This window comes from Brachybacterium sp. AOP3-A1-3 (genome assembly GCF_052378285.1).
Taxonomy (GTDB): domain Bacteria; phylum Actinomycetota; class Actinomycetes; order Actinomycetales; family Dermabacteraceae; genus Brachybacterium.
Genome location: NZ_JBQSXM010000008.1, coordinates 164,335 through 182,330, shown reverse-complemented (window position 1 = coordinate 182,330; position 17,996 = coordinate 164,335). Strand labels below are relative to the sequence as shown.

General features: G+C 70.0%; 12 protein-coding genes and 1 pseudogene. 4 read left to right on the top strand and 9 right to left on the bottom strand.

The features are described 5' to 3' along the window. Positions 1 to 3: 3 nt before the first annotated feature. The 8 genes and pseudogenes from ACT3T5_RS12650 to ACT3T5_RS12615 all read right to left on the bottom strand — a co-directional run bounded on the left by ACT3T5_RS12650 (position 4) and on the right by ACT3T5_RS12615 (position 12,226). Positions 4 to 981, bottom strand: a complete 978-nt coding sequence (locus ACT3T5_RS12650) for an ABC transporter permease (protein ID WP_444577946.1) — start codon at positions 979 to 981, stop codon at positions 4 to 6. 16 nt (positions 982 to 997) lie between these two features. Beyond that, positions 998 to 2,653, bottom strand: a complete 1,656-nt coding sequence (locus ACT3T5_RS12645; protein WP_444594504.1) for an ABC transporter substrate-binding protein — start codon at positions 2,651 to 2,653, stop codon at positions 998 to 1,000. Continuing rightward, positions 2,650 to 3,630, bottom strand: coding sequence for a GNAT family N-acetyltransferase (locus ACT3T5_RS12640; RefSeq protein ID WP_444594503.1), 981 nt, complete (start codon positions 3,628 to 3,630; stop codon positions 2,650 to 2,652). The genes ACT3T5_RS12645 and ACT3T5_RS12640 overlap by 4 nt, the downstream gene beginning before the upstream one ends. Continuing rightward, positions 3,627 to 4,754: an exo-beta-N-acetylmuramidase NamZ family protein gene (locus tag ACT3T5_RS12635; RefSeq protein ID WP_444577943.1), complete on the bottom strand. Its 1,128-nt coding sequence runs from the start codon at positions 4,752 to 4,754 to the stop codon at positions 3,627 to 3,629. Before ACT3T5_RS12635 ends, ACT3T5_RS12640 begins: the two co-directional genes overlap by 4 nt. A gap of 260 nt (positions 4,755 to 5,014) precedes the next feature. Next, a complete protein-coding gene (locus ACT3T5_RS12630) occupies positions 5,015 to 6,472 on the bottom strand; it encodes an NAD-dependent malic enzyme (RefSeq protein ID WP_444577942.1) in 1,458 nt (485 codons plus the stop codon). A gap of 173 nt (positions 6,473 to 6,645) precedes the next feature. Beyond that, positions 6,646 to 7,248: a hypothetical protein gene (locus ACT3T5_RS12625; protein WP_444577941.1), complete on the bottom strand. Its 603-nt coding sequence runs from the start codon at positions 7,246 to 7,248 to the stop codon at positions 6,646 to 6,648. 382 nt (positions 7,249 to 7,630) lie between these two features. After that, positions 7,631 to 11,518 (bottom strand): annotated as a pseudogene (hrpA, locus tag ACT3T5_RS12620) (ATP-dependent RNA helicase HrpA). Positions 11,519 to 11,611: 93 nt separating this feature from the next. Beyond that, positions 11,612 to 12,226 carry a M23 family metallopeptidase gene (locus ACT3T5_RS12615; RefSeq protein ID WP_444577939.1) on the bottom strand — a complete coding sequence of 205 codons (615 nt, stop codon included), beginning with the start codon at positions 12,224 to 12,226 and terminating at the stop codon, positions 11,612 to 11,614. A 308-nt stretch (positions 12,227 to 12,534) separates the two neighbouring features. Between ACT3T5_RS12615 and tdh the strand changes: the two genes are divergently transcribed. From tdh to ACT3T5_RS12600, 3 genes are all read left to right on the top strand, one after another. Next, positions 12,535 to 13,599: an L-threonine 3-dehydrogenase gene (gene tdh, locus ACT3T5_RS12610; protein WP_444577990.1), complete on the top strand. Its 1,065-nt coding sequence runs from the start codon at positions 12,535 to 12,537 to the stop codon at positions 13,597 to 13,599. 89 nt (positions 13,600 to 13,688) lie between these two features. Beyond that, positions 13,689 to 14,903 (top strand): glycine C-acetyltransferase, encoded by a 1,215-nt coding sequence (locus ACT3T5_RS12605; protein ID WP_444577938.1) that lies wholly within the window; start codon positions 13,689 to 13,691, stop codon positions 14,901 to 14,903. 150 nt (positions 14,904 to 15,053) lie between these two features. Beyond that, positions 15,054 to 15,650 carry a hypothetical protein gene (locus tag ACT3T5_RS12600; RefSeq protein ID WP_444577937.1) on the top strand — a complete coding sequence of 199 codons (597 nt, stop codon included), beginning with the start codon at positions 15,054 to 15,056 and terminating at the stop codon, positions 15,648 to 15,650. A 160-nt stretch (positions 15,651 to 15,810) separates the two neighbouring features. On the opposite strand, the gene ACT3T5_RS12595 is transcribed toward ACT3T5_RS12600, so the two are convergent. Continuing rightward, on the bottom strand, positions 15,811 to 16,833 hold the full coding sequence (locus ACT3T5_RS12595; protein ID WP_444594502.1) for a phosphotransferase: 1,023 nt from the start codon (positions 16,831 to 16,833) through the stop codon (positions 15,811 to 15,813). A 259-nt stretch (positions 16,834 to 17,092) separates the two neighbouring features. On the opposite strand from ACT3T5_RS12595, the gene ACT3T5_RS12590 reads away from it, so the two are divergent. Then, on the top strand, positions 17,093 to 17,962 hold the full coding sequence (locus ACT3T5_RS12590; protein WP_444577935.1) for a sugar phosphate isomerase/epimerase family protein: 870 nt from the start codon (positions 17,093 to 17,095) through the stop codon (positions 17,960 to 17,962). Positions 17,963 to 17,996: the final 34 nt, after the last annotated feature.

The window sequence follows — 17,996 nt, the reverse complement described above, 5'->3', positions numbered from 1 at the left end:
GGCTCAGGCCCCCTGACGAGTGCGCGGATCGAGGAACACGTAGGCGGCGTCCGCGATGAGGTTCGCGACGATGACTGCGAGCGAGATGACGAGGAACAGTCCCTGCATGAGCGGGAAGTCCTGGGCGGAGACGGCCTGGAAGAGGGTGTATCCCAGTCCCGGATAGTTGAAGATCACCTCGGTGAGCATCGATCCGCCGACGACCGCGCCGAGCGCGAGGGCGAAGCCGGTGATGCTGGGCAGGATGGCGTTGCGGGCGGCGTATCCGAACAGCACCATCCGATTCGGCAGGCCCTTCGCCTCAGCCATCGAGACGTAGTCCTCGCCGAGGATGGTGACGGTCATGTTGCGCATCTGCAGCACCCAGCCGGCGAAGGAGCCGATCACGATGGTCAGAGCGGGCAGCGCGGCGTGGAAAACCACCGAGCCGATGAACGACGGGCTCAGCTCGGGGAACATGGTGCGGTCGTAGGCCCCGGCGTAGGGGAACCAGCCGAACGTCACCGCGAGGATCAGGACCAGGATCAGGGCCATCCAGAAGTACGGGATCGCGTTGAGGAAGGTCAGGGCGGGCAGCACATGGTCGGACCAGGTGCCGCGCCGCCAGGCGAGCAGCACGCCCAGACCGGTGCCCAGCACGAAGCTGACCACGGTGGAGACGCCGACCAGGATCATCGTCCAGGGCATCGCCCCGGAGATGATGTCGATGACGGGCACCGGATAGTTGCTCAGGGACACCCCGAGGTCGAAGTGCGCCAGATCGGCGAGGTAGCGCCCGTACTGGATGATCAGCGGGTCGTCGGAGATGCCGAACTGGGCGGCGATCGCCTCGGCGGCCTCCGGTTCGATCTGTCCCTCGGACCCGGCGATGAGCACACGCACGGGGTCACCGGGCATGAGCCTCGGGATCAGGAAGTTCAGGGTCAGGGCGGCCCAGGCGATGAACGCGTACAGGCCCAGCTTCTTCAGCAGATATCTCATCGGTTGCTCCTCCGCCTCAGTTCGTGGTCCTGGTCAGGTTGCGCAGCACCATGACCCGGTCGGCGTTCTGCACGGGCGCTCCCAGCGCATAGGGGTCGTCCTCGTTCGGGAATCCCGTCCAGACCTCGGTGTTGTAGTTGAACCAGTTCGGTGCGGTGACGATCGGCAGCGTGGGCATCTGCTCGATCATGATCCGCTGCAGGCCCTCGACGGCCGTACGCTGCTCCTCCTCGTCGTCGGTGTCGGAGAAGGTGCGCAGCAGCTCGTCGGTCTCGTCGTCGTACCAGCGCTGGAAGTTCGCGACCACCGGCTCGTCCCCTTCGGTGCGGTACTCCGAGGAGAGCATCGAGCGGTAGAGGTACCAGGGGTTCTGCCCTGCCCCGGCCGTGGAGATGGTGATGTCGAAGTTGCCGGTGTCGCGCGCCTCGAGCCACTGCTCGAAGGAGATGCCGCGCGGGGTGAGCGTGATGCCGATCTTCCGCAGCTGGGAACCGAGGATCTGGCTCGTGGTCACCCAATCGTTGTAGCTCGAGGGGATCGGCAGGTCGAAGACGAGGGGGGTGCCGTCGGGGGCGACCCGGGTCCCGTCCTCGCCACGGGGGTACCCGGCGTCGTCGAGCACCGTCTCGGCCTTCTCGACATCCACCTCGAACTCGAGGTCCCGGTACTCCTCGGCGATGAACTCCTCATAGGTGGGACGGGGCAGCCCCGTGGGGTGGGGTGGTCCGAAGTACTTCATGTACGCGATCTCGGCGATCTCCTGCCGGTCCACGGCCAGGCTGATCCCGCGCCGCAGCTCGAGGTCCTGGAACAGCTCCTTCTCGAGGTTCAGCGTGAGGTTCACGGTGCCGTTGCCGGGATACCAGTAGCCACGGTTCTCAGGGTCGTGCTCCACGAAGATCTTGTCGATGTTGGCGATGAACCCGCCGGACCAGTCGATCTCCCCGGCCTGCAGGGCGGTGTTCATGGTCTGCGTGGTGAACGAGGGCCAGGCGAGCTCGCGCGGCTCGAACTCGTCGGCCGCCCAGTGCTCGTCGTTCTTCACGAAGGTGTACAGCTGGTCGGAGAAGCGCTCGAGCCGGTACGGGCCGCTGCCCATGGGCTCGGCGATCTGCTCCGTCGAGGGGTCCTCGAAGGCGGAGAACACGTGCTCGGGCACGATCGGCCGGGTGCAGATGTCCGACTCCTGGGCGAAGGACGTGCTCTCGAACTCGATCCGTACCGTCGTGGGATCCACCGCGGTGGCGTCGACGACGCCCAGGGCCACCGTGTTGGTGGCCGGGAAGTCACGGTGCATCAGGAATGTGTACACGACGTCGTCAGCGTCCAGCGGCTCTCCGTCGACGAAATGGACGTCGTCGCGCAGGGTGAGGACGAGCTCGGTGCCCCCCTCGTTCCAGACCAGCTCCGTCGCGAGCCAGGGCTCGGACTCCCCCGGGGTCATGGCGGTGGCGAGCCGGAGGTTCTCGTAGATCAGACCGCTCGCGCCCTGCAGGGGCACGCCGCCGTAGGGGTTGAAATTGGGCTGGAAGGTGGTGGAGTCGTTCGCGTGGATCCGCAGCGGCAGGTCCGCGCCCGCCGCGTCCTTCCCGGAGCAGCCGGCGAGCGCCGCCGTGCCGGCGGCACCGACGGAGCCGAGCATCAGTGCTCGGCGGGTGACCTCTGGTGTCATCGGGTGGTTCCTTCCTGTGCGCGGATCACGTCTCCGTGATCCGTGGGCACCGTGTACGACGTGAATGTGCGCAGCGAGGTGAACCCTCGCGAGGTGTAGAGGCGATGCGCGGGCGAGTCCGGCCCGGTCCACTGGAACCAGGCGTGGCCGAGGCCCGACCCGGCCATGTGGAGCAGGGTGGCGTCCAGCAGCGCGCCACCGACGCCCCGGCCGCGGGCCGCGGGGGACACTCCGAAGGGTCCGAAACGTGTGGGATCGCGGCCGACGACACCCCAGCAGGCGACGCCGAGCAGCTCGTGCGACGCGCTGCGGGCCAGCAGGATCCGCTCCGTCGCCCCGCCGCCCTCGACGTGGGCCCGGAGCGTCTCGGCCCAGTCCGCGGCGAGGTGCTCGCGGACCATTCCGCAGAGCTCCTCGAGGTCCTGCTGGGTGCAGGCACGGATGCCGATCTCGGGCGGCCGGGGGGCCGGCTCGAGATCGTGGAGCGTGCGGTGCATGGCCAGCGCGCAGCCGGCGGGACGACCACCGTGGACCTCGAGGAACGCCGCCGTCCCGGGGTCGGCGTCGGCATCGACCCCGGGGGCGGCATAGCCGTGCGGGCGGCCGCTGATACGCAGGTCACGGGCTCCTCGCTCCCGAGCGGCATCCGTCGCGGCCTGCAGGAGCGCGCTCCCGATACCCCGGCGACGATGAGTCGGATCGACCGCGCCGCTGACCAGCCAGGCCGATCCGTCCGGTGCGGAGAGGTCGAGATGGACGTAGCCGAGCGGACCGTCCGCGCTCTCCGCGACGATCACCACCGTGTCGCTGTCACGTCCGGCGGCCAGGAGGTCCGCCATCAGTCCCGTGCCCAGCACCGCGGTCCGGGAGGTGGAGGTCAGAGCGCTCAGGGCGTCGACGTCGCCGGGGCGCAGCCCGGTGCGCAGGTGCACACCGGGGGTCGAGACCGCCGGGGAGGTCGGTGTCGCGGGGCTCATCGCCGCAGCTCGATCGGGGCCGGGGACGCCGCCAGGATCTCCTCGTAGTCGGCATGGTCGGCGATGCCCTCCCGCAGAGCGGCCGAGCCCCACAGCAGATCGATGAACTCCGGTCGGCCGGGCGCTGCCTCGCGCCAGAGCGGCTGGTCGGGGTAGAGCCGGGCGACGGTGGACAGGATCGCATGACCGATCCGCAGAGGATCGAAGCCGGCGGGGTCGGCGTCGGCCCGCAGATGCACCTGCACCCCCTGGACGCGCTCGCCGACGAACGCGCTGTGGGTGGGGCGATAGTTGGACTCGCGGAAGCGGACCCCCGGCAGGTCGAGCTCACGCAGCGCGGCGGTGAGCTCCGGACCGCACCAGGGTGCCCCGAAGACCTCGAAGGGGCGGGTGGTGCCGCGCCCTTCGCTCAGGGCGGCGCCTTCCAGCAGGCCGGTGCCGGGGTAGAGCGCGACCGTGGTCAGCGTGGGCATGTTCGGGGAGGGCGCGACCCACGGCGCGGTGCCGTCGGCCCCGGGCGCCTCGATGATCTGGAGGTCCAGCGGATGCTCCAGGTGGTCCGCAGCGATGGTGCGGGCGATGCCGCCGATCCGGGTGCCATGGCGCAGCGGGACGCCGAACCGGCCCACGAAGCTCGAGCAGCGCGGGTCGAGGCCCGGGCCGAGCGCCGTGGTGGCGAGCGGGGCGGGCCGGTCCAGCACGGTGAGCGGCAGGTCGAGGGCCGCGCAGGCGGCCATGACGTCGGTCATGCTCCACATGTAGGTGTAGAACCGGCAGCCGATGTCCTGGAGATCCACGACCACCCGGTCGATATCGGCACCGGCGACCAGGTTCTCGAGCTCCCGGCCCTGCAGCTCGTAGGCGTCGAGCACCGGCAGGCCGGAGGCCGGGTCCCGGTCCTCGTCGTTGCCGGTGCCGGCCTGTCCGGTCCCCCAGTACCCGTGCTCCGGGGAGATCAGGCAGCGCAGGTCGATCCCCGCAGCACGAAGCGCGTCGACCCCGCGGTCGAGGTCCTGCGTGACGGCGGCGAAGTGGGTGAGCAGCCCGATCCTGCCTGCAGGGAGGAGATCAGGGGCGGCGAGCACCCGATCGAGGCCGGTGAGAGGTTGTGACACGAACGACATGTCAGCAAGCTACACAAAGAAACTGGATTACGTAACCCGGTTACGCATCGCGAGATCCTGCCCTCGCGGGGTCCCCCACCCCAGCTGCGCCGCCTCGTGTACGCCGCCCGGTGCATCTTCCAGGCGCACGGACGGCGCGGCGCCCACCGCATGGTGCGCGCCGCGCCGACCTGCCGCCCGGGATCGTGCATCACAGGATCGTCCGTCCTGGGACCGTGCTTCCTGGGATCGTGGATCCCGAGGGCGGGTTGCCCGCAGGCTCAGCGCTCCAGCGTGATCTCGTCCGCGTAGATCGCGGGCATCGCACCGGTGATCGTGTCGATCGTCCCGGCGTCCTCCCGCGCAACCTGCTCGACGGCCGCGGCCACCGCCTTCGTGACGCCCTCGTGGAAGACGCTCGGCACGATGTAGGTGGGGTTGAGCTCCTCGGTGGAGACGACGTCGGCCAACGCCTTCGCGGCCGCCAGCAGCATCCGATCGGTGACACGGGTCGCGTGGGCATCGAGCAGCCCGCGGAAGACGCCCGGGAACGCCAGCACGTTGTTGATCTGGTTGGCGAAGTCGCTGCGCCCGGTGGCGACGACCTCGGCGTACTTGGCGGCCTCGGCCGGATCGATCTCCGGGGTGGGGTTCGCCATCGCGAACACGATGGATCGCTCGGCCATCGTCGAGACGTCATCGGCGGTGAGGATGTCCCCGGCGCTGACACCGATGAACACATCGGCCCCGGCCACCGCATCGTGGAGCGTGCCGGTCAGCTCACGCGGGTTGGTGACCTCGGCGATCCAGGGCAGGCGGCCCTCGAGCTGCTCGCGCCCCTCGTGGACGATCCCGTCGATGTCGGTGACGATGACGTCGCGAGCGCCGGCGGCGCGCAGCAGCCGCAGGATCGCCGTCCCGGCCGCCCCGGCGCCGGAGAGCACGATCCGCGCTGTGGAGATGTCCTTCTCCACCACGCGCAGGGCGTTGCGCAGCGCGGCGACGACGACGATCGCCGTGCCGTGCTGATCGTCATGGAAGACGGGGATGTCCAGCTCGGCGCGCAGCCGGTCCTCGATCTCGAAGCAGCGGGGCGCCGAGATGTCCTCGAGGTTGATGCCGGCGAACACCGGGGCGATCGCCTTGACGTGGGAGACGATGTCGTCGACCGAGTGGGCGTCCAGGCAGATCGGGAAGGCGTCGATGTTGGCGAAGCGCTTGAAGAGGGCGGCCTTGCCCTCCATCACCGGCATCGCGGCGAGCGGTCCGAGATCGCCCAGTCCCAGGATCGCGGAGCCGTCCGAGACCACGGCGACGGTGTTGCGCTTGATGGTCAGGCGGCGGGCATCCTCGGGGTTCTCGGCGATCGCCTTGACCACGCGGGCGACGCCCGGGGTGTAGATCATCGAGAGGTCGTCACGGTGGCGGATCGGCAGCTTGGACTCGACGGTGAGCTTGCCGCCGAGGTGGGCGAGGAAGGTGCGGTCCGAGACCTTCCCGAGCTCGACCCCCTCGACCTGCTTGAGGTCGTCGACGACCTCGATGGCGTGATCGTGACCCGCGGTGAGGACGGTGATATCAGCGCGCATCCGCTCGGGCCCGGAGGCCGAGACATCGAGTGCGGTGACCGTGGCCCCGCGTTTCTCGATCCTGCTGGTGATGTCGCTGACCGCGGCGGATCGCGCGGCGAACTCGAGTCGGATCGTGATGGAGTAACTCACAGATGGCAACGGTGACATGGGCTCAGCGTAACGACGTCACGTGGTCTGTGGGGGCGCGCCGCTCCGACGCTCACCGGACATCCACATCACTCCTGGCCCCACGACCGGGGACACCGCCGTGCCGAGGCACGGTCCCTCCTCCGTGACAGACGGCGTCGTGCCGTCGCGGAGCAGCTCGGTCCTGGTCCCGATCAGTCGGTGAAGGCGTCCACGTCGGCGGCGTGGCGCTGCCAGAGGAGTCGCGCGTTGGCGACCTGTTCGGCATAGCGGTCCGGAAAGGCGGAGGACTGCACGGTCTGCGCCGCGGTGCCCGGATCCCAGGATTCGGGATCCGCGACCAGCTGGGTGAGGCCCGCGTTCTGCGAATGCTCGGACAGCCCGAGGAAGGCGTCGACCGCCTTCTTCTTGTGGCGCACCTCGGCGGCGGTTCCCCAGCCCATCGACGGGCGCTGCTGGAACAGGCCGCCCGAATCGGCGTCCACGGCAGGATCGTAGTTGTACAGCCAGGACTCCACGATCGCCGTGATCAGCGTGATCACCGTGGCGGACTCGCCGAGACCGTGTCCCTTGCACACAGCGATGATGAACCGGGCGTTGTCGACCTGCCAGTCGTCCATGTCGTCGACCAGGAAGCCCTCGCGAGTCTCCGGGCGGGTCATGAACTCCTCGGTCCATTCCTCGTCGGCGGCGCTGGCAGGGGCGATCGTCGCCACCGAGGTGGCGGCCGCGAGGCCGAGCGCGCCGGCGAGCAGGAGCCGACGACGGGTGAGCGGAGCGGTCAGGGAGTCAGCCATGGAGCAGAGGTCCTTACACGGTGCGGGAGCAGGGGGAGCCGCCCGGTTCGCTCCGGGCCGTGCCAACGTAACGAGATGATCACGGCGCGTGAAGGGCCTGGTCCGGAGCACGGGGCGAGAACGGCATCGGTCTTTTCATCGCCTTGACCTGAACCCGACCTGCGCTGTGACCGTGGGTTCGGGGCATCGCTCCTGGTCGTCGCCGCGCATCGGGCGTCGGGCCGGGATTCCGACTCCGCCGGGCCGACCGCACCGAGAGGAGTTGTAAAAGTTCTGCACTGTGACCGCGGGGACAGCCCCGGCGTGCCGCGCACCACGCTCTGTGCTGACGCCGAGGCGCACACCGCCCACGACCCACGAGGAGCGGCACGGCCTCCGGAGTTCAGCCGAGGTCGGCGATCGCCTTGCGGATGCGCTTGTCGGAGACCGTCTGCTTCGTGCCCAGGGTCTGTGCGAACAGGCTGACCCGGAACTCCTCGATCAGCCAGTCGATCTCCCGGGCCGCCGGCTCGGCACGGCGCCGTGCGGACAGCTTCGCCTTCGCGGTGGCCCAGTGCTGCTCGAGGTCGCGGATCTGCCAGGCGAGCTGCTCGTCGCGGCGCGGGTTCTCGGGCAGCTTGTCCAGCCGTATCGCGTCGGCCTCGAGGTAGCGGCGCAGGTCGGGCAGGTGGTCGATGCCCGTGCGGGAGATGAACCCGTTCCCGAGCAGGGAGGCGGCGTGCTCCTTGATCTGCGTGAGGTGGGACAGCACCGCGAGCGACGGGGCCCTCCCCAGCTCCTTGGCCAGCTTCGCGTTGACCGCGAGCACGGCGGCGGCGTCCTTCACCGCCTGCGCGGCGACCTGGTCGTGGCGTGCACGGACCGTCGCCGCGAGCGCGTCGTACTCCGCCCGCGTGCGCACCTGGGCCGAGCCGGCCAGGTGCACGGTCGCCGCCCGGGAGGCATCTGCGAGCAGGGCCGCCGTGGACCCGTAGTCCGATCCGGCGACCGCGAGCTTGGTCGGATTGGGCAGGGCGTTGAGCACGGCGGAGAGATCGGAGCCGAGATCGCGGTCGAGCAGGGCGATCACGCCCTGCGGATGGGCGAGAGCCTGCTCGTCGGCGGTCGCGAGCACGGCGAGGTCCACCCTCTCCAGCCGGCCGTCGGCGCCTCGGCGCGCGACCAGCGAGGGATAGCCGGTGACCTTCAGCCCGCCCACCGTGGATTCATGGATCATCGTCACGCCGTCCTCGGGGAACCCGGGAACGTCCTTCCGGGCGAGGCCGTCGGCCTGCGCGGTGACCGAGGCGTCCACCCTCTTCTTCAGCTGGTCCTTGAGCGTCTCCAGGCCGTCCCCGGAGCCGATCTCGCGGCCCTTGTCGTCGACCACCCGGAAATGCATCCGCAGGTGAGCGGGGAGCTTCGCCGTGTCGAACTCGGCGCCGTAGAGCTGCAAGTCGTCCGGGACGCCGGGCAGGGCCACGAGCTCGTCGGCGACCGCCTCGAGGAAGGCCTCCCCGGCGTCGGGGTCGTCGTCGTGCAGCGTCGCGGCGACCGACGTCGCGCGGTCCGGCGCGGGAACCAGGTGCCGGCGGATCGTCTTGGGCAGCGAGCGGATCAGCTCGGTGACCAGCTCCTCGCGCATTCCGGGGACCAGCCAGTCGAAGCCGCGGTCCTGCAGGCGGTTCAGGACCGCGAGCGGGATCGTGGCGGTGACCCCGTCGGTGCCCTTCGCGCCCACGTCCCCGAAGGAGTAGCTCAGCGGCAGCGTGATGTCGCCCTGCACCCAGGTGTCGGGGAAGTCCGCCTCGATCGCCTCGGCCACGCCCTCATCGGCAGCCAGCAGATCCTTCTCGGTGAGGGTGAGCAGGTCCGGCGTCTGGTGGCGCTGCTTCTTCCACCAGCTGTCGAAGTGGGCGCCGGAGACGACCTCGGTGGGGATCCGCTCGTCGTAGAAGCGGAAGAGCTGCTCGTCGGAGATCAGCAGATCCCGGCGCCGGGTCTTCGCCTCGAGCTCCTCGAGCTCGGTGATCAGGGCGCGGTTGTCCCGGAAGAAGTGGTGGCGGGTGCGCCAGTCGCCCTCGATCAGGGCCTTCTGGAGGAAGATCTCGCGGGCGGCCGGGGGGTCGATGCGTCCGTAGCCGACCACACGGTCCGCGACGATCGGCACCCCGTAGAGGGTGACCTTCTCGTGCGCCATCGCGCTGGCCTGCTTCGAGGACCAGTGCGGCGCGGAGTGGGAGCGCTTGACCACATGCGCGCCGGTCTCCTCCGCCCAGGCCGGGTCGATGCGGGCCGCAGTGCGGCCCCAGAGCCGTGAGGTCTCCACCAGCTCGGCGACCATCACGTAATCCGGGCGCTTCTTGGCCAGCGCCGATCCGGGCCACAGCGCGAAACGGGCGCCGCGGGCGCCGGAGTACTCGCGGGTGCGGTCATCCTGCAGGCCGACGTGGGAGAGCAGGCCGGACAGCAGCGCCTGGTGGATCGCCTGCGGGGAGGCGTCGTTGTCATTGCGCGAGAGATCCGAGTCCTTGGCCATGTCCTTGAGCTGGGAGTGCAGATCCCACCACTCGCGGATCCGCAGGTAGTGCAGGTGCTCGGAGCGCACCTCGCGGCGGAACGCGGAGTTCGACAGGGCCTTGCGGCGCTCCTGGAGATGGTTCCAGAGGTTGAGGTAGGCGAGGAAGTCACTGGTCTCGTCCTCGAAGCGCTTGTGCTTCTCCTTGGCCTGCTGCTCCTGGCCCAGCGGCCGTTCGCGCGGGTCCTGGATGGACATCGCCGCGACGATGATCAGCACCTCGCGCAGCGCGCCGAGGCGATGCGCCTCGATGAGCATGCGTGCCATGCGGGGGTCCAGCGGGAAGCGGGCCAGCGCGGTGCCGACGCGGGTGAGGCGGCGGCCGCCGGGCTCGCCCGGAGCGGCCTCGATCGCCCCGAGCTCGTCGAGCAGGCGCACACCGTCGGTGATGGCACGCGAGGCGGGCGGTTCCACGAAGGGGAAGGACTCCACGTCCCCCAGCCCCAGCGAGGTCATCAGCAGCACCACGGAGGCGAGCGAGGTGCGCAGGATCTCCGGTTCGGTGAACTCGGGCCTGCCCTCGAAGTCCTCCTCGGAGAACAGCCGGATCGCGATGCCGGCGGAGGTTCGCCCGGAGCGTCCCGAGCGCTGGTTCGCGCTGGCCTGCGAGATCGGTTCGATCGGCAGGCGCTGCACCTTGGTGCGCTGGGAGTAGCGGGAGATGCGGGCGAGGCCGGCGTCGATGACATAGGCGATGCCGGGGACGGTCAGCGACGTCTCGGCGACGTTCGTGGACAAGATGATCCGGCGATAGGTGCCGGACGGGGGCGGGCTGAATATCTTCTGCTGATCCTGGGCGGAGAGACGGCCGAACAGCGGCAGCACCTCCACCGGCAGCGCCGTGCGGCCCCTGCGCCCCTGCTCGAGATGGGCGGTGAGCGCCTCCGAGATCTCGCGGATCTCCCGCTCCCCGGGGAGGAAGACGAGCATGTCCCCGGGGCCCTCGGCGGCGAGCTCGTCGACCGCCTCCGTGATCGCCTGGGTGAGATCGCGCTCGACGGAGTGGATGTCCTCGAGCTCGTCGTCCTCCTCGACCTCCGCCTCGAGCACGAGCGGGCGGTATCGGATCTCGACCGGATAGGTACGACCGGAGACCTCGATGATCGGGGCGCTCTACCGCTCGCCGGAGGGCAGCGCGGAACCGAAGTGCTCGGCGAAGCGTTCGGGATCGATCGTCGCCGAGGTGATGATGATCTTCAGGTCCGGTCGCTGCGGCAGGATCTGACGGAGGTAGCCGAGGATCACGTCGATGTTCAGGGACCGCTCGTGGGCCTCGTCGATGATGATCGCGTCGTAGCGCTTCAGCAGCCTGTCGCGACCGATCTCGGCGAGCAGGATGCCGTCGGTCATGAGCTTCAGCCGGGTGCCACGGCCGGTCTCGCGGGTGAAGCGCACCTGGAAGCCGACGGTCCCCTCCCCCAGCTTCTCGCCGAGCTCGCTCGCGATGCGCTGGGCGACGGAGCGGGCGGCGATCCGCCGGGGCTGCGTGTGGCCGATCAGCCGATTCTTCTTCCCGTACCCGAGCTCGAGCAGCATCTTGGGGATCTGGGTGGTCTTGCCCGAGCCGGTGGCGCCGGCGATCACGACGACCTGGTTCTCGCGGATCGCCTCCATGATGTCCTCGCGGCGCCCGGAGACGGGCAGCTCGGCGGGATACGAGATCCTCGGGCCGGAGGGCACGGTCTGCTCCGGGGCGGAGGGGCGATCAGTCATGGTTCACCACTCTAAGCGGCACCCGCCGCGCCGCGCCCTGGAATATCGCCCGAGGGCACCACGCGAGGGCGCAACAGGATCGAGGCGGCGCCCTCACCCCGCATCGATCACGGACCCGTTGCGGGGCAGCCCGGAGGGGAGCACGACGGGAATCGGCTCGGCCGAGGACGCATCGGCGCTGGTCATCGCCTGCAGGTGCACGTGCGGCTCCATGCTGTTGCCCGAGTTCCCGCACTCCCCGAGCTCCTGGCCGACCTGGACCCGCTCCCCGCTGCGCACACGGAGCGAGCCGTGGCGCAGGTGGCACAGGGCGACGAACTCCCCGCCCGGGGTGCGGAGGATCACGTGGTTCCCGGCCAGCGCACCCCATCCCCCGGCCGCCCGGCGTCGCTGGGTGAGGGCGTAGCCGAACGAGGGCAGCCCACGATGCGCCGGGTGGTCCGGCGAGCTGCCGTGCACCGCGACGACCATCCCGGCGACGGGCGCGAGCACGGTGCGGCCGAAGCCGGGGAAGCGGTCGGCGGGCTCGGGACGCAGCAGGGCCCGCAGTCCGAACGGCGCCGTGCGACCGTCGGCCCCTACCGGGACCAGATCGATCGCGTGCGCGGTGGCGAAGAGCGTGGTGCCGTGACTGGGCACCCGATCCGCCGGGGAGTTGCGCACGCTCCACAGGCCCGTCCCGGGATAGGCGAGCATCAGTGCTGCCATGTCTGCTCCTGACGGTCGAAGAGAGGTGCCGATCTGCTGCATCGATGCGCTGCGTCGATGAACAGTGCCTATGGGCAGAGCCGATGGGCAGTGCCACGCAGCGGTGCGGCACTCGCGTCGGTGCACGCCGCGTCGGCGCCCTCCGGGTCGGTGCTCTCCGTCACGGGACGAGCCCATGCTCGCAGACGACCGGCCCGGGCACGAGGGCGAGCCCGCCGCTTCGGCTGATCCGCGCCACCGACCCGTCTACCATCGGGGGCGGGCCTGCCGCCGCGGCCCGACGACCGACGAGGAGTACCGCCGCGATGATGCGTGCACTGCGCAAGACCGAGTCCGGCCCCGGGCTGACGCTGACCGAGGTCCCCGAGCCGGACTGCGGCGCCTGGGACGTGAAGATCAGGGTGCTGCGCGCCGGGATCTGCGGCACCGACCTGCACATCCTGGGCTGGGACGACTCCGCGCAGGCGATGTGCGACACCGTCCCCTTCACCCCCGGCCACGAGTTCTACGGAGAGGTCGTCGAGGTGGGTTCCGAGGTCCCCGACGCCCGCGTGGGCGATCGGGTCTCCGGCGAGGGGCATGTCGTGTGCGGGGTGTGCCGCAACTGCCGCGCCGGCCGCAAGCAGATGTGCATCCGCACCCGCAGCGTCGGCGTGCAGCGCGACGGAGCCTTCGCCGAATACGTCGTGATCCCCCACCTCAACGTGTGGGTGCACGAGCACGACAGCCGCACCGACGTGATCACCCCGGAGCTGGGCGCCCTGTTCGACCCCTTCGGCAACGCCGTCCATACGGCGCTGAAGTTCCCCCTCATCGGGGAGGACGTGCTGATCACCGGCGCCGGACCGATCGGGCTGATGGCCGCCGCAGTGGCCCGGCATGCTGGTGCCCGCTATGTCGCCATCACCGATGTCCACGAGCATCGCCTGGAGATGGCGCGTGCGGGCGGCGTGGATCTCGCGCTGAACGTCGCCACGACCACGATGACCCAGGCGCAGCGCGAGCTCGGCATGAAGGAGGGCTTCGACGTGGGCCTGGAGATCTCCGGCCAGGCCAGCGCCCTGCAGGAGATGATCTCGAACATGAACCACGGCGGCCGGATCGCCCTGCTGGGACTGCCGGCCCGTCACTTCGAGCTGGACTGGACCACGGTCATCACCCACATGCTCACCCTGCAGGGCATCTACGGCCGGGAGATGTACGAGACCTGGAACGCGATGAGCGCCATGATCTCCACCAGCCCGCTGCTGCGCGAACGGGTGCTCGCGACCGTCTCCGATGTCATCCCCGCCTCACAGTGGGAATCGGCCTACGAGATCGCCCGCTCCGGCCGTGGCGGCAAGGTCCTGCTGGACTGGGAGACCATCGGCTGAACGCCGGGGAACCCTGCTCTGCCCGCGCTCTCGCGCACACCCACGTCCCCACCCACCCTCATCCCTCGCACTTCGATGGAAGGACCACCGTGTACACGGACCTCAAGGACCAGCTGACCGCCGAGCTCGCCGAGATCGAGCAGGCCGGCACCTTCAAGCACGAACGGGTCATCTCGACCCCGCAGAGCAACCGCATCACCGCCGGGCCGCTGGGCCGCGACGGCGCGGAGGTGCTGAACTTCTGCGCCAACAACTACCTGGGGCTGGCAGATCATCCGGATCTGCTCGCCGCCGCGAAGAAGGCCCTGGACGAGCGGGGCTTCGGCATGGCGTCGGTGCGGTTCATCTGCGGCACCCAGGATCTGCACCTCGAGCTCGAGAGGGCCGTCTCCGCCTTCCTCGGCACCGAGGACACGATCCTGTTCTCCTCCTGCTTCGACGCCAACGGCGCGGTGTTCGAGCCGCTGTTCGGCGCGCAGGACGCAATCATCTCCGATGCGCTGAACCATGCCTCGCTCATCGACGGGATCCGCCTGTCCAAGGCGGCCCGCTACCGCTATCGCAACGCCGACCTCGAGGACCTGCGCGCGCAGCTGGAGGCGACCACGGCCCAGAACGACGGAGCGGGCGCCCGGCGCACGATCATCGTCACCGACGGCGTGTTCTCCATGGACGGCTATCTCGCTCCCCTCGACGGCATCTGCGATCTCGCCGACGAGTACGGCGCGCTGGTGCTGGTGGACGACTCCCACGCCGTCGGCTTCATGGGTGCCACCGGCGCCGGGACCCCCGAGCACTTCGGAGTCTCCGACCGGGTGGATCTGTACACCGGGACCTTCGGCAAGGCCCTGGGCGGGGCGAGCGGCGGCTATGTCTCCGGGCGCGGCGAGATCGTCGCAATGCTGCGTCAGAAGGGCCGCCCCTATCTGTTCTCCAACTCCCTGGCTCCGTCGATCGTCGCCGCCACCCTGGCCGCGCTCGAGCTGGTCGCCGGCAGCGCGGACCTGCGCGCGACCCTCTTCCGCAACGCGGAGCTGTTCCGGCGCCGGATGAGCGAGGAGGGCTTCGACCTGCTGGACGGCGAGCACGCGATCGTGCCCGTGATGTTCGGCGATGCCGCGCTCGCCGGTCGCATCGCGGACGCCATGCTCGACCACGGCGTGTTCGTCACCGCCTTCTCCTACCCCGTGGTCCCCCAGGGCAAGGCCCGCATCCGGGTACAGCTCTCCGCCGCCCATACGGAGGCCGACATCGAGGCCGCGGTCCAGGCCTTCATCGCCTCCCGGACGGCTGTGCAGGGCTGAGACCCGGCATCACGCCGGACCGTCGATCCACAGGATCGACGAGTCACCGATGCGCTGAATCGCTGGGGAGGAACGGTCGGGCTCCCGCCTGACCTGCACGATGTGCATGCGCCGTCCCTCGGCGAGGAGTGATGGCGGAAGATCCCCGTCATGATCTATCGCCTCGGATTCTGGACAGGGCCGGTGCCGGCCGACGACGAATCGGCCTGCGCCGACCTCCACACGCGGATCTACGCCGCGCAGCACAGGAGACAGACGACCGGGCTCAGGCCGCCCCCGGTGCCCGAGATGCGCCGCTTCGTCGCTGCCGTCCTGGCGGAGCTGCCGGAACTGCCGGAGCTGTCGGAGCAGCCGGAGGGCACCGAGGATCCCGCCGGAGAGCCAGCCTGCCCGTGGAGCGACGGCGACGTCGCCGGTTCTTCCACGGCGGACGTCTTCCTGCCCGTCCTGCGGGGACCGCACCGACGCGCGATCGCGCTGCTCACACAGATCGCCCATGAGCACGGCATGCACGGATTCGACCTGTCAGCCCACCGGATGCTGAGCATCGCGGACGTGTACTGGATCGATGAGGTCCCCTCGACCGATGCGATCCTCGCTGTCGATCCCGCCACGGTCCTCACCGATCTGTCGGCGTCCCGGGAGAGGATCTGCCGCGGTCCGGAGCTCGCCCGCCAGCGCTTGGCGGACGCCCCGGCCGGTCTCCAGGAGATCACTGCCGTATCTGCCCTCGACGCCGCGTCCTGATCACGACGCCGAAGTCCTCTCCCGCAGCTGTCGTTCCTCCAGCAGTCCTCGCTCCCCCAGCGGTCCACAAGCCTCCCAGCGGTCCTCAGGTCCTCAGACCCTCAGACCCTCAGACCCTCAGACCCTCAGACCCTCAACAGTCCACTGGCCCCCGCAGTATTCAGGTCCCCAGCATTCGGTGTCCGGTTCGACCCAGCGGATGGTCCGGGCCATAGGCCCCGCACAGGGAGAGCGCCACACGGGTTCCCCACGCGCGTGCGCGACGTGTCATCGCGTCCCAGACCTCGTCGTCCTCGAGTCCGGGCCAGCTCGCTGCGGCTCGGTAGTCGTCGAGCACGTCGGCCCACGGGTCATGCAGGAGCAGAGCGCCCAGGTCGCTCGCGGGGTCACCGGTCGTGGCATCTCCCCAGTCGATCAGTGCGATGCGGCCTGGACCGTCGGGCACGACGACGTTCCCCGGATGCGGGTCGCCATGCAGCAGCCGGTCATGGTGATGCCACACCGGCGCCGAGACCCCCTGCTCCCAGCGGGCGAGTGCGCGCCGACAGCGCTCCGGGTCGAGGCCCGCCCGCCGGAGGTCCTCGGCGAAGGCGTCGGCCCGCCCGGCGAGCGGGACGCCGCGCACGGGGTTGCGATCGATCGAGGGCACCGGGAGGGAGTGGACCTGTCCGAGCATGCGTGCCAGCGCCCGGGCGACGACCGAGCGCCCGTCCTCCGACACCGCGGCAGCGGTCGTCCCGTGGATCCACGGGATCAGCACGGCGTCCGGTCCGGTCGCCAGGGGTACCGGGATCTGCATCGTCAGCTCGGAAGCCTGCGTCGCGAGGACGCGCAGCACGAGCACCTCCCGCGACAGCAGCGCTCGTGCGCTGGCCCGCCGGGCCACGCGTGCCACCAGCAGCTGTCCGTCCAGCTCGCCCACCGGCCACAGCACGTTGTCCCATCCCTCGCCGAGGGACTGGGCTCCGACGTCCCAGGTGCATCTCTCCCACGGGACCCCGGGCTCCGGGACCCAGCGCTCCGAGATCCGATGGACACGGGCGATGTCGACGGGGAGATCGGCGGGAGGAGGCATCGGCCCCGCCACTGCGGCAGTCGGATGCTCCGAGGACGGAGCCGCCCGCTCGATGGCCGACGCATCGGACCCGGCTCGGGCAGCGGACGGTTCATCTGTCCTGGACATCACCCCAGGATACGAGGCTCGCCCGGCACGCACGGCACGGCTGGCTCGGCCAGCTCAGCCGGCTCGCCCGGCTCAGCCGGCTCGGGCGGCATCGGTGTCGGAGGACATCGGGTCCTCGCAGACCAGCCGGTCCGCGAGGGGCAACCTTCGGCAAACTTCCGAGGACTCCCCTGCCGCTGGATACCGTGAGGGACACGCGACGGGCAGGACGCTCCTGCTCACCGGGCGACGCAGCCCGGATCGACCCCAGGAGGTTCGCATGGCACGGATCGGCATCCAGCTCATGATGCTCAAGGACCACGTCGCCGAGGAGGGGATCCTTCCCGTCCTCCAACGGGTCAAGGACACCGGGTTCGACGTCGTCGAGGTCTCCCAGATCCCGATGACCGAGGAGAACGTGGCCGGCATGGTCGCCGCGCGAGAGGACCTGGGCATCGAGTACGCCGCCATCTCCGCGAAGACGTCGGCTCCCGCGGACAGCGAGGAACTCACCCTGGAGAAGGACTTCGATCTGCACGTCGAGCATGCTCGACGGCTGGGAACCGAGCTGCTCCGCATCGGGATGATGCCGATGAGTGCGATGGCCTCCCAGGAATCCTTCGACGCCTTCGCACGCGAGGCCGATGGGTATGCCCGCCGGATGGCGGATGCCGGCCTGCAGCTGAGCTACCACAACCATCACATCGAGTTCGCGAAGCTCGGCGGCGTCACCCTGCTGGACCAGCTGCGGGAGAAGGCCCCGAACCTGCGGTACGAGATCGACTGCCACTGGGTGCAGCGCGGCGGCAAGGACCCCGAGCGCACCCTCGCCGAGTTCGACGGGATCCTGGACCTCGTGCACCTCAAGGACTACCGGATCGCCATGCCCCCTGCGGAGGTTCTCGACGCTGCCGCCGGAGGGGACCGCTCGGCCTTCGGGGACTACTGGGGCGGCGGGATCGTGCAGTTCGCCGAGGTGGGCGAGGGCACCCTGGACTGGAAACGGGTCATCGACCAGGGCATCGCCTCCGGTGCCCGCTACCTGCTCATCGAGCAGGACCAGACCTATGGCCGGGACATCTTCGACTCCCTCGCGATGAGCCGGCAGCATCTGGTCTCCCTCGGGTTCGAGCCGCTCATCACCGGCTGAGCACCGCCCTCGAACCACCAGTCCTCTCCCCCAG

Bases quoted from the DNA above. Each gene is read 5' to 3' on its own strand.
- ACT3T5_RS12635 (WP_444577943.1), bottom strand. From the start codon at position 4,754: ATGTCGTTCGTGTCACAACCTCTCACCGGCCTCGATCGGGTGCTCGCC.
- ACT3T5_RS12625 (WP_444577941.1), bottom strand. From the start codon at position 7,248: ATGGCTGACTCCCTGACCGCTCCGCTCACCCGTCGTCGGCTCCTGCTC.
- ACT3T5_RS12645 (WP_444594504.1), bottom strand. From the start codon at position 2,653: ATGACACCAGAGGTCACCCGCCGAGCACTGATGCTCGGCTCCGTCGGT.
- ACT3T5_RS12650 (WP_444577946.1), bottom strand. From the start codon at position 981: ATGAGATATCTGCTGAAGAAGCTGGGCCTGTACGCGTTCATCGCCTGG.
- ACT3T5_RS12640 (WP_444594503.1), bottom strand. From the start codon at position 3,630: ATGAGCCCCGCGACACCGACCTCCCCGGCGGTCTCGACCCCCGGTGTG.
- ACT3T5_RS12630 (WP_444577942.1), bottom strand. From the start codon at position 6,472: ATGTCACCGTTGCCATCTGTGAGTTACTCCATCACGATCCGACTCGAG.
- ACT3T5_RS12595 (WP_444594502.1), bottom strand. From the start codon at position 16,833: ATGTCCAGGACAGATGAACCGTCCGCTGCCCGAGCCGGGTCCGATGCG.
- ACT3T5_RS12590 (WP_444577935.1), top strand. From the start codon at position 17,093: ATGGCACGGATCGGCATCCAGCTCATGATGCTCAAGGACCACGTCGCC.
- ACT3T5_RS12615 (WP_444577939.1), bottom strand. From the start codon at position 12,226: ATGGCAGCACTGATGCTCGCCTATCCCGGGACGGGCCTGTGGAGCGTG.
- ACT3T5_RS12600 (WP_444577937.1), top strand. From the start codon at position 15,054: ATGATCTATCGCCTCGGATTCTGGACAGGGCCGGTGCCGGCCGACGAC.
- tdh (WP_444577990.1), top strand. From the start codon at position 12,535: ATGCGTGCACTGCGCAAGACCGAGTCCGGCCCCGGGCTGACGCTGACC.